General features: G+C 47.7%; 10 protein-coding genes and 1 pseudogene. 6 read left to right on the forward strand and 5 right to left on the reverse strand.

Annotated elements, in window-relative coordinates; genetic code table 11:
- Nucleotides 1–36: 36 nt before the first annotated feature.
- A complete protein-coding gene (gene prlC / locus BMX14_RS10455; RefSeq protein WP_092676540.1) occupies nucleotides 37–2,079 on the forward strand; it encodes an oligopeptidase A in 2,043 nt (680 codons plus the stop codon).
- A gap of 3 nt (nucleotides 2,080–2,082) precedes the next feature.
- Nucleotides 2,083–2,844 (forward strand): 16S rRNA (guanine(1516)-N(2))-methyltransferase RsmJ, encoded by a 762-nt coding sequence (gene rsmJ / locus BMX14_RS10460; RefSeq protein ID WP_092676543.1) that lies wholly within the window; start codon nucleotides 2,083–2,085, stop codon nucleotides 2,842–2,844.
- A 43-nt stretch (nucleotides 2,845–2,887) separates the two neighbouring features.
- Here rsmJ and uspA read toward each other — a convergent pair whose 3' ends face one another.
- On the reverse strand, nucleotides 2,888–3,319 hold the full coding sequence (gene uspA, locus BMX14_RS10465) for a universal stress protein UspA (protein WP_071432661.1): 432 nt from the start codon (nucleotides 3,317–3,319) through the stop codon (nucleotides 2,888–2,890).
- Between the two features lie 209 nt (nucleotides 3,320–3,528).
- Complete coding sequence (gene pitA / locus BMX14_RS10470) at nucleotides 3,529–5,016, reverse strand: inorganic phosphate transporter PitA (protein WP_092676546.1); 1,488 nt, start codon at nucleotides 5,014–5,016, stop codon at nucleotides 3,529–3,531.
- 229 nt (nucleotides 5,017–5,245) lie between these two features.
- Here pitA and BMX14_RS10475 point away from each other — a divergent pair, with 229 nt between their 5' ends.
- Nucleotides 5,246–6,451 (forward strand): BaiN/RdsA family NAD(P)/FAD-dependent oxidoreductase, encoded by a 1,206-nt coding sequence (locus BMX14_RS10475; RefSeq protein ID WP_092676549.1) that lies wholly within the window; start codon nucleotides 5,246–5,248, stop codon nucleotides 6,449–6,451.
- A gap of 158 nt (nucleotides 6,452–6,609) precedes the next feature.
- On the opposite strand, the gene lldD is transcribed toward BMX14_RS10475, so the two are convergent.
- On the reverse strand, nucleotides 6,610–7,749 hold the full coding sequence (lldD, locus tag BMX14_RS10480) for an FMN-dependent L-lactate dehydrogenase LldD (protein ID WP_092676552.1): 1,140 nt from the start codon (nucleotides 7,747–7,749) through the stop codon (nucleotides 6,610–6,612).
- 130 nt (nucleotides 7,750–7,879) lie between these two features.
- On the opposite strand from lldD, the gene BMX14_RS10485 reads away from it, so the two are divergent.
- From BMX14_RS10485 to BMX14_RS10495, 3 genes and pseudogenes are all read left to right on the forward strand, one after another.
- Nucleotides 7,880–8,767, forward strand: coding sequence for a LysR family transcriptional regulator (locus tag BMX14_RS10485; RefSeq protein ID WP_092676555.1), 888 nt, complete (start codon nucleotides 7,880–7,882; stop codon nucleotides 8,765–8,767).
- 143 nt (nucleotides 8,768–8,910) lie between these two features.
- Entirely contained in the window at nucleotides 8,911–10,080 is a 1,170-nt protein-coding gene (locus BMX14_RS10490; RefSeq protein ID WP_092676558.1) for a TDT family transporter, read from the forward strand.
- Between the two features lie 76 nt (nucleotides 10,081–10,156).
- Nucleotides 10,157–12,596, forward strand: a pseudogene (locus BMX14_RS10495) (membrane-bound PQQ-dependent dehydrogenase, glucose/quinate/shikimate family).
- Nucleotides 12,597–12,822: 226 nt separating this feature from the next.
- On the opposite strand, the gene BMX14_RS10500 reads toward BMX14_RS10495, so the two are convergent.
- Both BMX14_RS10500 and BMX14_RS10505 read right to left on the reverse strand, forming a co-directional pair.
- The gene (locus tag BMX14_RS10500; RefSeq protein ID WP_092676560.1) at nucleotides 12,823–13,608 is read right to left on the reverse strand and encodes an ABC transporter ATP-binding protein; all 786 of its coding nucleotides are present in this window, start codon (nucleotides 13,606–13,608) and stop codon (nucleotides 12,823–12,825) included.
- A gap of 31 nt (nucleotides 13,609–13,639) precedes the next feature.
- The gene (locus tag BMX14_RS10505; protein ID WP_230527431.1) at nucleotides 13,640–15,316 is read right to left on the reverse strand and encodes an ABC transporter permease; all 1,677 of its coding nucleotides are present in this window, start codon (nucleotides 15,314–15,316) and stop codon (nucleotides 13,640–13,642) included.
- Nucleotides 15,317–15,429 lie beyond the last annotated feature (113 nt).

The raw sequence follows: 15,429 nt of genomic DNA on the forward strand, positions 1-15,429 counted from the left end.
ATCAGCGTTCAACTCAAATTTTTATAGGATGGTGCTATGACAAACCCACTACTCACCCCTTTCAGCTTGCCTCCTTTCTCAGCGATAAAAACCGAGCATGTTGTGCCAGCGGTTACGGCGGCGCTAGACGAGTGCCGCGCAACGGTTGAACGCGTGGTTGCCCAGCCTGGCCCCTACACTTGGCAAAATCTTTGCCAGCCTTTAGCAGAAGCCGATGACCGCTTGGGACGTATTTTTTCACCCGTCAGCCATCTTAATTCGGTCAAGAACAGCCCCGAATTACGTGAAGCCTATGAAGGCGTGCTACCCCTCTTGTCAGAGTATGGAACCTGGGTTGGACAACATGCTGGTCTTTACCAAGCGTACCGCAGCTTAAAGGACAGCCCTGAGTTTGCCGCATTATCCTTAGCGGAGCAGAAAGCGGTGGATAACGCCTTACGCGACTTCGAGCTGTCAGGTATTGGATTGCCGAGCGATAAACAAAAACGCTACGGTGAAATCTCTGCGCGCCTATCAGAGATTGGCGCGGCTTACAGCAATAACGTATTAGATGCGACGATGGGCTGGAGTAAGCTGATCACAGAGGAAAGCGAACTGGCCGGTATGCCAGAAAGCGCTCTCGCCGCCGCGAAGGCACAAGCCGAAGCAAAACAACAGCAAGGTTGGTTATTGACGCTGGATATTCCAAGCTACTTACCGGTAATGACTTACTGCGACAACCAAGCATTACGCGAAGAGATGTATCGTGCTTACAGCACTCGCGCTTCAGACCAGGGACCTACTGCGGGAAAATGGGATAATGGCCCACTGATCGAAGAAGAGTTGGCATTACGTCATGAAATTGCGCAGCTGCTCGGTTTCGGTTCCTTCGCAGAGAAGTCGTTAGCCACCAAAATGGCAGAGTCAACGGACCAAGTCATTGGATTCCTCAACGACCTTGCCGATCGCGCTCAGCCACAAGGCCAGCGTGAACTTGCTCAATTACGTGAGTTTGCCCAACAGCACTACGGGGTGTGCGATTTACAGCCTTGGGATATCACGTGGTATGCCGAAAAGCAGAAACAACATCTCTATACCATTAGCGACGAGCAATTACGCCCTTACTTCCCTGAGCAGCGCGCGCTGAGCGGTCTATTCGAAGTCATCCGTCGAGTCTACGGATTGCGTGCAGCAGAACGTCACGATGTCGAGGTATGGCATCCTGAAGTGCGCTTCTTTGACCTGTTCGATGGCGATGACCAGCTGGTGGGTAGCTTCTATCTTGACCTCTACGCGCGTGAACATAAGCGTGGCGGGGCGTGGATGGACGACTGTGTCGGACGCATGAAAAAAGCCGATGGCTCATTACAAAAACCGGTGGCTTACCTCACCTGTAACTTCAACCGTCCTGTCGGCGATAAGCCAGCACTCTTCACGCATGACGAAGTGGTTACGCTGTTCCATGAGTTCGGTCACGGGCTTCACCATATGTTGACGCAAATCGACACAGCAGGCGTTTCCGGCATCAATGGCGTGCCATGGGATGCTGTCGAGCTACCTAGCCAATTTATGGAAAACTGGTGCTGGGAGCCAGAGGCGCTTGCCTTTATCTCTGGTCACTACGAGACAGGCGAGCCACTTCCTCAAGCCTTACTGGAAAAAATGTTGGCAGCAAAAAATTATAATGCCGCCATGTTTATTCTGCGCCAGCTTGAGTTCGGCCTTTTTGACTTCCGTCTGCATGCCGAATACCAGCCGGAGAAAGGGGCTCGTGTTCTCGACATCCTACAAGATGTGAAGAAAAAAGTCGCGGTAATGCCTTCTCCATCTTGGGGGCGCTTCCCTCATGCCTTCAGTCATATCTTTGCTGGCGGCTATGCGGCGGGCTACTACAGTTATCTCTGGGCAGATGTACTGGCCGCGGATGCTTGGTCGCGTTTCGAAGAAGAGGGGATCTTTAACCGCGAAACCGGACAATCATTCTTAGATAACGTCTTAAGCCGTGGCGGCTCTGAAGCACCAATGGCACTGTTCAGGCGTTTCCGTGGGCGTGAGCCGCAAATCGACGCCATGCTCAAGCAATACGGTATTGAAGGCTAGTAAGTGAATATTTACTTACTTGACGAAACGGGCACCCAATCGGGTGCCTTAACGGAGATCGCCGAACGCTGGCGTTTAACCCACGATGAGAATGCGCCATTGGCCCTCGTGTTAACCGATGAGCAATTAGAACTGCGTAAACGTGATGAGCCTAAGCTCGGTGGCGTTTTCGTCGACTTTGTTTCCGGTGCGATGGCACACCGCCGTAAATTCGGTGGCGGCCGAGGTGAAGCGGTAGCGAAAGCAGTCGGAATTAAAGGGGCTTATCTTCCGGATATTGTCGATGCGACAGCAGGCTTGGGAAGAGATGCCTTTGTATTAGCATCACTAGGCTGCCGAGTACGAATGATAGAAAGGCACCCAGTGGTGGCGGCTTTATTGGAGGATGGGTTACAGCGGGGGTATCAAGACCCTGAAATTGGTGAGTGGTTACAGCAGCGTCTGACCCTAATATATGGCCCGAGCACGCAACAACTTAGCACCTTGAGCCCACGTCCAGATGTCGTTTATCTCGATCCGATGTATCCTCATCGTCAAAAGAGCGCATTGGTCAAAAAAGAGATGAGAATATTTCAATCTTTAGTCGGTCCAGATGAAGATGCTGACAGGCTATTGGATCCCGCTAGGGCTTTGGCTAAGCGACGAATCGTGGTAAAGCGTCCGGATTATGCCCCGCCGCTAAATGGTGTGGAGACCAGTTCCGCAGTCGTCACGAAAAGTCATCGCTTCGATATTTACCCTTCCCTTAATCCTGAAACGCCTTAAGAAACGCTCCCGATCAGTATAGAGACCGGGAGACCTTCATTGACTATTCTTCGTCACGAAATGGTACGATTAGCATATCAACGTGAACATTATTAATCAGTTGTCGCGCTGAAGACATCAACTTGCTCCAGAAATCTTGGTGATGGCCACAAATGACTAAGTCAATGTCGTATTTGTTAATCGCGTCGATCAGCACCTGAGCTAACTCGCCCGTACCACTCAAAATCTCACTAAAAGGATAACCCGCTTGGTTGGCTAAAGTAGTCAAGGCTTGCGAGGTCTCTTGGGAGATACGTTTTTGCATATCGCCTAAGTTTACGTCGATGAGACCGGTGTAGAGATCGGAATAGTTAACATCCACATGAATAATAGAGACTTTGGCATTATAAGGTTTTGCTAAAGAAACCGCTTTCTGGACTAATTCTTCGCTTTCTGGTGAGAGATCGACGGCCACCAAAACATGATGATATGACATGGTAAACTCCTTATTGGCGCAATAGTCACGACACAGCGGTACGCTCTTATTGATGTTTCTATGAAGTCCCAATCATAGCGTTAAGCGCAGGGACTGTCATGAGGAAACGATTGAATAAATTTAAGAGAAGTATAGCCTGACTTGGCAAGGAGAGCAGTGAATCAGAGGGAAAAGTAAGACACAGATCGATGACCTGTGTCTTAGTTTGCTTAGAGCAGTTGTAACGCTATCCAGTACAGAGCACCCGAAAGCAGGATGGAGACCGGTAGGGTCAATACCCAGGCTAACGCGATACTACGAATTGTTTTCGACTGTACGCCACCGCCATCGACAATCATGGTCCCCGCAACGGAAGATGAGAGGATATGCGTGGTCGACACGGGCATCCCAGTATAACTCGCTAAGCCAATCGATACTGCTGCAGTAATCTGAGCTGACATACCTTGTGCGTAAGTCATACCATTTTTACCAATTTTTTCGCCGATAGTGGTCGCAACACGACGCCAACCGACCATCGTCCCGAGGGACAGTGCGAGTGCTACCGCTAAGATAATCCAAATCGGTGCATACTCGATGGTATCGTTAAGGTCGCTTTTTAGGTTACTTAAGAAACGCTTATCGTTAGAAGAGGTTTCCGGTAGCTTAGCAATCTTATCGGCAGTATCCGACATGCATAATAACAAGCGACGCACTTGAGAGCGGTTTTCAACACTCAACTGATCATAGCTTGAAAGATTATTCAGCAAATCCTGCGCATGATGAACGGTAGCTAACCCATTCTCACTGTTACAGTGAAAAGGTTCGCTAGGGTCAATCGCAACGTTGTTGGCAGCAGGTGGCGCAATCAGCGTTGAAACTTGTGGATTATGTTGCTGATAGTATTGCTCGAGGTGATTTACCGCATCACGGGTTCGAGTGATGTCATACCCTGAGGCATTCATATTCACCACAAATCCGGCCGGCGCAACACCAATCAGTACCAGCATCACCAACCCGATACCTTTCTGCCCATCGTTCGCACCATGTGAGTAGCTCACACCGATCGCTGAAATGATTAAGGCGATACGCGTCCAAAAAGGCGGCTTCTTCTTACCATCTTTTTTCTCACGTTCAGCAGGTGTCATATGATTACGACGACGCTTCTTCGTTCCACTCCAATACTTACGGAGTAGGAAGATAAGGAAGCCCGCAATCACCATCCCGACGATTGGCGATAAAATCAATGAAAGGAAAATATTGATAACTTTCGGTAGGTTAAGCGCTTCGACGAGTGAGCCACCCGTCACCAAGGCGTTCGTTACTGCAATACCAATAATGGCACCGATTAACGTATGCGAGCTTGATGCAGGCAAACCAAAATACCAAGTCCCTAAATTCCAAATAATTGCCGCAAGCAATATCGAGAATATCATTGCCAGCCCATGGGAAGAGCCAACATTCAGCAGAAGATCGGTAGGCAGTATGTGCACTATTGCATAGGCAACACTTAACCCGCCGAGTATTACGCCGAGGAAATTGAATAAACCAGCCATCATCACAGCTAGTTGCGCACGCATGGCACGGGTGTAAATAACGGTAGCAACCGCATTTGCCGTGTCATGGAAGCCGTTGATTGCTTCGTAAAATAGAACAAACAAAAGTGCCAGAACTAAGAATAGACTGGTAGTTAAATCAAGACCGGTAAACAGATGAAACATAATGTTACGCCATTTTAAGGGACATACCCGAGGCATTATCGGCGAGTTAGGTCCTTGCAGGAAAGTAAAATATCATAATTTTTTACCCTACCCTTCCCTTTACCCTAATAGATACATCAATTTCCTTATAAAAAAGAGTAAGTTATTTAATTATCGTTTAACTTTTTTTTTTCTGACTAGCCACCGGCCTGTCAGGTCACTACAATCTGGCCTTTTAGAGGGGGGTTGTGTGGAAAAATTTGATGTAGTGGTGATTGGTGCAGGGGCTGCAGGGTTATTCTGTGCCGCGCAAGCGGGCCAACAAGGGCTGAAAGTTCTGGTGGTGGATAACGGCAAGAAAGTCGGACGAAAAATATTGATGTCCGGTGGCGGACGCTGCAACTTTACTAACTTATACATTGAGCCCGCAGCCTATATCTCTGCTAACCCTCATTTTTGTAAGTCAGCACTTGCTCGCTACACACAGTGGGATTTCATTGATCTGGTCGGTAAGTACAACATCAATTGGCATGAAAAAACCTTAGGCCAATTATTTTGCGATGATTCGGCTCAGCAGATTGTGGATCTGTTGATGGCTGAGTGCGAGTTAGGCAAGGTCACACTACGACTACGCAGTGAAATCCTCGATCTGCAACGACATGAGTCTGGCGAATACCTATTAAAGCTTAATGGTGTAAATGTAAGTACTCGCAAACTTGTCGTTGCTTCAGGGGGGCTTTCGATGCCGGGCCTAGGCGCAACGCCTTTTGGTTATAAGGTTGCTGAACAATTTGGCTTATCGGTAAAACCGGTCAGCGCCGCGTTAGTGCCTTTCACCTTGCATAAGCCAATACTCGATACGTTACAACAGATCTCGGGCGTTGCCGTACCCATTACCGTTGATGCTGCGGACGGTACCCGTTTTAAAGAATCGATGCTATTTACCCACCGTGGGCTGTCGGGGCCAGCCGTACTGCAAATTTCCAGTTATTGGCACCCGGGGCAAGCGGTCACGATCAATCTTGTTCCTGATACTGATATTCACTCATTTATTGAGGCACAGCGCAGCGAACATCCCAATCTTTCGCTTAAGAATAGTTTAGCCTGTCTGTTACCTAAACGACTGGTGGACAGTTTAGTCGAGCTTTCTCTATTACCCGAAGTGACGCTAAAACAGCTCAATTCGCGCCAACAACAACAGCTTGTCGAACAACTGACGGCATGGGCTGTTTATCCGAATGGCACCGAAGGCTATCGGACCGCGGAGGTCACCTTAGGCGGTGTTGACACGCAACATCTCTCGTCGCAAACCTTTGAGGCTCGCGATGTACCTGGCCTTTACTTTATTGGTGAAGTGGTGGATGTCACGGGCTGGTTGGGAGGATATAACTTCCAATGGGCGTGGAGCTCGGCGTGGGCTTGCGCACAGGCGTTAGGTAATGCTGCAGGTCGATAAAATCAGCTAGAGCCTGGGTAAAAAACTTATCCGATGCAGTTTTTCGCCCTCACTCAGCGAGTGACGTAGTCAGGGTACAGAAGATAACAATCAGTTAGCACAGGCTTGTCAGCTAAGGTACCTGTTAGTTATCTTTACTGTACCATGATGTGAGTCACTTACTCGGGTAACACCAAGGCGCTGCGATCGATTTGGTCAATTGACGTGACGCCGGTAAGGGTCATTGCAACCCGCATCTCCTTGGAGAATATGTCCAATAAATTTTCAACGCCACGTTGACCCTCCGCTGCCAGTGCATAGGCCGTTGAGCGTCCTATTAGGCAGGCTTTGGCGCCTAGTGCCAGCATACGCACCACGTCCAGTCCGGAACGAATGCCTGAATCGACCAGTAGGGTCAGATCATCGCCAATTTTGTCGGCAATGATAGGTAATGCTTTCGCGGTGGATAAGACACCGTCCAGTTGGCGACCGCCATGGTTTGAGACGACTATCCCATCAGCCCCGAAATTGACTGCGTCTTTAGCATCTTCTGGATCAAGTATTCCTTTAATAATCATGGGGCCTTTCCAGAACTCTCGAATCCACTCTAAGTCTTTCCAACTGATCGATGGATCGAAATTATTCCCCAGCCATCCAACGTAATCTTCTAATGTAGTGGCTTTACCTAAGTATTTTGAGATATTGCCCAAATCATGTGGGCGACCCAGTAGGCCAACGTTCAATGCCCAGTCAGGTCGCGTACAGGCTTGCAAGATCCGTCGCGATGCTGCAAAGGGGCCTGACATTCCCGAGTGAGCATCACGATAGCGAGCGCCCGGTGTTGGCATATCGACGGTGAAAACAAGCGTAGTAATCCCCGCGGCTTGCGCCCGTTCTAGCGCGTTGCGCATAAATCCACGATCTTTCAGTACGTATAGTTGAAACCAGAGCGGTTGTGAGCTTTGGGAGGCGACCTCCTCAATCGAGCATACCGAGACGGTTGATAAACAAAAAGGGATCCCTTTCGCTGCTGCGGCGTTTGCCGCTTGGGTCTCTCCACGGCGAGCATACATACCCGTTAATCCGACAGGGCTTAAAATAATAGGGAGTTCGTGCTGCTGCCCAAAGAGCGTTGTCTTAAGGCTGAGATGTTCAACATTACGCAGGATGCGTTGACGTAAGCTAATCGTGGCGAGGTCTGAGCAGTTCGCGCGCAGGGTATGTTCGGTATAGGCTCCGCCATCGATATAATCGAATAAGAATCGGGGCAGCTTTCGTCTCGCAGCTTCCCGGTAATCTGATGCCGAGGAAATAATCATAGTCATCGTTCCTATGTTTGTAGATATTCAGCCAAGCAAGGGGCGACTTGCGTATAAGGTAAAGTAAGGTATTTTTAGCTATGATAAAAACAACTTTTTCAACTCAAAATAAGTCAAAAGTAGAATAGTGATGAACCTTAGAACGTTGCGAGTATTTGTCGAAGTTGTCCGTCAAGGCGGTTTTACCCAAGCCGCCGAAGTTGTTTCATTGACTCAATCATCGGTAAGTAAAGCAGTAAAAGCACTTGAAGTTGAACTGGGCGTTCCTCTTCTAAACCGTATTGGCCATAAAACGGAGTTAACGGCCGCGGGGGAAATCACTTATCGACGCGCACTCGTCTTACTTACGGAGAAAAACCATCTTCTCGCAGAAATTGAGGTGTTACGGGATCTCAAGGGCGGTACACTTCGAATTGGCTTACCGCCAGTCGGATGTGGCGATTTATTCGCCAAAATGTTTACAGAGTATAGAAGTCGCTATCCGCAAGTGGACATAGAACTGATAGAACATGGCGGTAATCGATTACGTGAATGTTTAGATGCTGGAGCGATTGATATCGCCGCCTTGCTGGTTTCGCACGATGAAGCCATAGCCTATCAAGATGTGCGTAATGAACCACTTGTCGTCGTCTTACAGGCGGACCACCCGCTATCGCAATGTCACCTGCTTGATTTTAAGGATTTGCAAGCGGAGCCATTTATTTTATTTGAGGAGGGTTTCACGCTTAATCAATTAATAATGGCGGCTTGTGAACGGAGAAATATCAGTCCTCGAATTACCGCTCGGAGTGGGCAAATTGATTTTATTGTCGATCTCGTGACAGCAGGATTGGGCGTCGCATTTTTACCGCGAATGCTTGCGAATAAGCATAAACATTCCGGTATTTCGTTAGTACCTCTTAACGAGCCGCATACTGACTGGCGTATAGCCTTAGCTTGGCGGGCTGGAGCACAATTACCTCCCGCGGCAATAGCGTGGTTGGCGTTGGCAAAAACGTTGGCACCGTCAAAGGAATAGAGATTCATCATTCCTTGAAATAGGTCCGATTCATGATTGTAGCAGCAACCTTTGTTACCACTTTATCTGGTAGGTATAACAATATTTACCCGTTTTTATAATTTAACAGGGTGATTTATAGTTCCTCACCACAGGAGGAGCTTATGCCGCTAACAATAAAAAATTTAAAAAAACCCTTTTATCAATTGGCCTCTTTTAATGAGACCGTGCGTTTTTTTACCCCGAATTGGTTTGCGGTGACGATGGGCACGGGCGTACTCGCCTTAGTCCTCGCGCAAGCTGCCACACCTACAACGCCTTTATTTGCTTTAGCCCGTATACTCTGGGTGATAAATATTGGCCTCTTTACGGTATTTGTCATGCTGTATCTTGGTCGCTGGATCCTCTATCCGCAGGAAGCGTATAAAATATTCGGTCATCCCCAAATGTCGATGTTTTTAGGCACCATTCCGATGGGGTTGGCGACAATCATCAACGGCTTTATCAGCTTTGGTGTACCTCTCTTTGGCAGCGTGGCGGTCGACATTGCCCAACAACTGTGGAAAGTCGATGTATTGCTCGCTATAGGGTGTGGCATTGGATTACCTTTCTTCATGTTTACACGACAATCTCATCAACTCTCCTCGATGACAGGATTGTGGTTATTACCGATTGTCGCGGCAGAAGTGGCCGCCGCCAGTGGTTGGATTATTGCGCCGCATTTGATCGATTCCACACAGCAACAGGCGATGGTTATTACGAGTATGATTTTATGGGCATTTTCTGTGCCGCTCGCCTTATCCCTGTTGACCATTTTACTGTTACGTATGGCGTTACATAAGCTTCCCCCGGTCGCCCTATCAGCCACCACGTGGCTAGCGTTAGGGCCAATAGGGACGGGATCTTTGGGGATGTTTTTACTGAGCCAGCAGAGCATACTCCTCGCGAGCAATCCGATCTTTGGACCTTTCAGCCATGTGGTAGCGGGATTTGGTTGGGTAATGGGGATCTTATTATGGGGGGTTGGTGCGTGGTGGCTGCTGTTAGCGCTGGGTATCACCTGCCACTATTTAAGACAGGGAATTCCCTTTAATTTAGGCTGGTGGGGCTACACCTTCCCCTTAGGGGTTTTTACGCTTGCGACGTTTAAACTTGCACAGCTGACCAACCTCTCTTTTTTCTCAACACTTGCGATAGGGCTTCTTGTTTTGTTAAGCGGAATATGGACGCTGGTCATGACTAAAACGGTGAGAGGAGCATGGAGTGGAAAGCTATTTTTCGCGCCGTGCTTACAGGAAAGCCAACCACTTAATAAAGAACCAGAAAAAAAGTGACTGCAATGAAACGTTGATGTTATCGATTGCAACAGTATTATAACGGCTCATTATTTATATTTGGCAGGAAAATTCCATGGGAAATACACCTCTAAAGGCGCTGTGGCTAAAGATTACGGCTCGCCTACTTGGCCTAATACTGTTATTAACCGCACTCTTTTTTATTATCGAGGGCGGGAAATTATTGAGTTTAGGCGGTAGTGGGTACTTCTTAATTTCAGGTATCTTCCTGTTAGTCAGCAGCATACAACTCTTTCGTTTACGAGCGTCAGGCGCGGTACGTTACCTCCTGTTCGCACTGGGTACGCTTGTGTGGGCGGTGATGGAAGTTGGCATTGTCTTCTGGCCACTGATCTCACGCATGATGTTCCCTGCTGGCTTGGCAATAATTGCGTTCGTTATCTTACCTTCACTGCGCCAACCCGCGCCAACCCGCGGCAACGCGAATTGTAAGTATCGCCAGCTATGTTCTCGCCTTAGCGACGACAGTGGGTTTCGTGGCTGCGTTTGCAGGCATGTTTCAACCTCATGACCCCGTTGCGTTTCAAGGCGAGCCGAAGCCATTGGTGCCAGTGTCAAAACAAGCGCCGTTAACCAATTGGGATAATTATGGTAATACCCCTGGGGGAAGCCGATTCGTTGCGGCAGACCAGATTACTCGTGATAATGTCCAACACCTAAAACCGGTGTGGACGTTCCATACGGGTGATATCCCACTTAGTCCAGACGGCAATGGTGCTGAAGATCAACAGACGCCGCTGCAAGTTGGCGACAAAATCTTCCTGTGTACGCCGCATAATAACGTTATCGCGGTAGATGCTGACAGTGGTAAAGCGCTGTGGAAAGCCGAAATCAATGCGAAGTCATCGGTCTGGATGCGCTGCCGTGGGCTGGCGTATTTTGATGCCACTAAGTCTCTGCCACACCCTGAACTGCCAGGGAGCAGCCAGCCTCTAGCCGTTAACGGTGCCGATATTGCGAACTGCCCCCGTCGTATTTTGATGAATACTATTGACGGACGTTTGATTGCTTTAAATGCCGACAATGGTCAGTATTGTGAAGGATTTGGCGATCACGGAACGGTTAATTTATTAACCGGGATGGGTAATGCCCCTGATCCGCAGTATGTGCTTACCTCTGCACCAACCCTTGCCGGTACTACCGTCGTGGTCGGCGGGCGTATCTCTGACAATGTCAGTACAGATATGCCAGGTGGCGTGATGCGTGGATTCGATGTGTTGACCGGCGCATTACGTTGGGCTTTTGACCCTGGTAATCCAAACCCGAATGCAACGCTGCAACCGGGACAGCATTATGTACGTAGCACCCCGAATTCTTGGGCGCCTATGTCCTAGGATCCGCAATCCAATACCGTCTTTATGCCGATGGGAAGCTCTTCTGTCGATATCTGGGGAGCGAACCGTACGCCGTTAGATCATAAATACGGTGCGTCAATTCTCGCGGTCGATGCGAATACCGGTAAAGAAAAATGGGTGTATCAAACCGTCCATAACGATCTCTGGGACTTTGATATTCCTATGCAACCGAGCTTAATCGATTTCAAAACACCAACGGGTGAAAACCGTCCTGCGGTAGTCGTAGGAACGAAAGCGGGCCAGATTTACATGTTAGATCGTCTAACCGGTCAGCCGTTAACGAAAGTCGAAAACGTTAAAGTGAAGCGCGGCAACATCCCCGGTGAGCAGTACAGCGATATCCAACCGCGTTCAGTGGGTATGCCACAAATTGGTGCTCAGACTCTGAAAGAATCCGATATGTGGGGGGCCACGCCTTTTGACCAACTGATCTGCCGCGTCAGCTTTAAATCGATGCGTTACGATGGACTCTACACCGCACCAGGAACGGATAAATCGTTAAGTTTCCCAGGATCTCTCGGCGGGATGAACTGGGGAAGCCTGTCGACGGATCCGAATAACCATCTGATTTTCGTCAACGATATGCGCCTAGGCTTATGGCAGCAGCTGATCAAGGCGGATCCCAATGCGTCGACGGCTGCCAATACTGGCGGAGAGGCGGTGAATACTGGGATGGGTGCGGTACCGATGAAAGGTGCGCCTTACTCGGTGAATAAAAATCGCTTTATGTCGCCACTAGGCATCCCTTGCCAAGCGCCGCCATTTGGGACACTTTCAGCTATCGATATGACCACACAAAAAATTCTGTGGCAGGTCCCACTGGGTACGGTGCAGGATACCGGGCCAATGGGAATTAAGATGGGCATGAAAATGCCAATCGGTATGCCTTCATTAGGGGGCAGTCTTGCAACGCAGGGGGGCTTGGTCTTTATTGCAGGGACTCAGGACTACTACTTACGGGCATTTGACAGTTCGACCGGAAAGGAAGTTTGGAAAGCTCGACTCCCGGTTGGCAGCCAAGGTGGTCCAATCAGCTATGTCTCGCCGAAAAGAGGTAAACAGTACATCTTGATTTCTGCGGGTGGGGCGCGTCAGTCCCCAGACCGTGGTGATTACGTTATTGCTTACGCGCTGAACTAAATCATCGTAAACGTGATAGCCGCTACTGGGTAGCGGCTTTTTATCACTACAGGCCCACTTAGGGTCATTTTATAACATGAGGATTTCGGGAATTAACTCACCTAACAACGTGACCTTTTTAAATAATATTCGTTAAGTCGCCCTTCCCCTCTTATCCGCTTACATGCCAGTCTAAAATAACGACATACGGCTTTGAATGACTCTCCACGAACAAAAGCTGTCAAAGTTAGTGTGATGTTGTAGCAATCTTCTGCGTAAGTGTTCGGCTGATTAACTCTATAAGAGGTTGGGTATTATCACTATTGCGCTGTTCCCTTGGAATACCAATGTGGAAATTATCCGTGAGAGTGCCGGGGTTTCCTGTCATGAGCAGAACCCGATCACATAGCATGACGGCTTCCTCCACATTATGGGTGACAAGAACCAATGCTTGAGTTTTCAATGTTTTCTGTTGCCATAAGTGCATTAACTCTTGACGTAGCTTACGTGCACTATAAATATCAAGTGCAGAGAAAGGCTCGTCCAATAACAATAAAGTGGGTTCAACTGCCAGCGCACGTGCAAAGCCTATGCGTTGTTTCATCCCGCCGGATAACTCTCTAGGCCACGCATTCGCATAACCCGATAACCCGATAAGATCGATCATGTCCACAGTGCGACGTTTAACCTCACTCTCAGGAAGTCCAAGCGCCTCAAGGCCGAAAGCGATGTTACCTGAAACCGTGAGCCAAGGAAAAAGTGCAAAGGATTGAAATACCATACTGACATCGGGGCAGGGACCTTTGACCGGTAAACTATTACAGAGCACGGAACCGGAAGTGGGCGATTCAAGTCCGGCAATGATACGCAATAATGTAGATTTTCCTGAGCCGGATTTTCCTAATACCGCCACGATTTCGTTATGATCAACATGTAGAGTGATGTTCTGAATAATCGGTAGGGTTTGTTGCTGACGGCCAAAGGATTTCTCGACATTTTTTATCGCTAAAACAGGTTGTAGTATATTCATCATAAATTCTCATTTATATGTCTTTTTGAAAGGATCAGTCTAATTTGAACCGGGTCTCGGCATAGCGGTACAAAGGACGCCAAATAAAAATGACACAAAGTGCAACCATGAAACACATGGCGAGGCAACCGAGAGCAGCCTTGGGATCTTGGCTACTGGTCGTGCTTGCAGAAATAAATGCCCCGAGTCCTTTTGCTTTAAAGGTTGTGTCGCCCCAACTGAGAGATTCAGCGGCGATCGCTGCATTCCACGCGCCGCCTGCTGCGGAAATAATACCCGTGACAATATAGGGGAAAATCGCCGGGAGGATATATTTCGTCCACCAAATAATGCCTTTAGCGTGGAATATCCGGCTGACATCAGTCATCTGCCCAGGGATGACTGAGGCTCCTGCAATGACGTTAAAGAGTATATACCATTGAGTTCCTAGCATAATCATTGGGATAGTCCAATAATTCAGATTCTGATGCCAAGTTAATAACGCCACAACAATAAGGGGGTAAAAAATATTTATGGGAAGTGCGGCCATTACCTGAATAATAGGCTGAAAAAAACGCAGTAAATTAGGTCGCAATCCGATCCAAATTCCAAGTGGGGTAAAAATAGCAATGCTCAATAATAATGCAGTAAATACTCTACATGCAGTCAGTCCCATTAATAAAGGTAGCTGAGTCAAATAGTGAAAAGGAAGATAACACCACAAGTAATATATGAAATATAAGCAGATAACGAGCACGAAGAAATACCATAACTTCGACCATAACTCGTTTAATGATGACAGCGATGAAAATAGGCGGTCGAATTTCATTTTATACCATAATTTGGGTAGAACGAATAGCCAAAAGACGCGGGATGTCGCGAAGATTTTTCTAATTATATTTCCGGTAAGAGAGTGTGCCAAACATGTATAAAACCATGAGCTTTGTTTGCTACTTACACTCTTATCTTCAATTTTAAAACGACTTGCGTAACGAACCAATGGACGAAACAGTAATTGATCAAACAGCACAATATTAATAATGAGTGCAAGTAAACCCCATAATACGGCGTGGATATTTCCACTGTTTAAAGCACAACCTATCCAGGATCCGATCCCTGGAAGATTTATATTTTTATTTCCAATAGTTAACATTTCAGATGCAATGAGGGTAAACCATGCTGCAGATTGTGACACCATGGTATTCCATAATAACCCCGGAAAAGAATAGAGAAATCCTAGCCGCCAAAAACGTTGCCAAGGGTTGCAATAAAATATTGCTGTAGCATCCACCAGTTCATGAGGCACGATGCGTAACATTTGATACAGTGTTAGCATCATATTCCATGCTTGGCCTGTAAAAATGGCAAAGATTGCCAATCCCTCCAAACCCATGACGTTGTGTGGGTAGAGCCCTAGAAAAAAAGCTGTAGTGAATGTTAAGAATCCTACCAGTGGCACTGACTCCATAAAATTAACTATAGGAAGAATAACACGGCGTAAGGGCGTGAATTTTGCGGCTAAAACTCCAAAAACGAGGGTAAAGATCATCGATAAAACTAAACCGAAAACTAATCTTATCGACGTGCGTATCGCATCTTCAAATAGCTGTGTATAGTTGCTGTTTCCTGATGGTAAGGAGGCCCCGTTAAAAGTGGCATGCATTCCTTGCCAACCCTGCACAAAAGCACTGACTAAAATAACCAGAATGGGGATAACGATCAAATCGTTCACAGGAATTTTGTTCCGGATGGAATGTATTTTTATCATTAGCATAGGTTAACAACTCAAGTTTAAGATGATTTTTGGTTGCTCACATAAAAACATTAATTTATTACAACGATAGA

Source organism: Rosenbergiella nectarea (genome assembly GCF_900111105.1).
GTDB lineage: Bacteria > Pseudomonadota > Gammaproteobacteria > Enterobacterales > Enterobacteriaceae > Rosenbergiella > Rosenbergiella nectarea.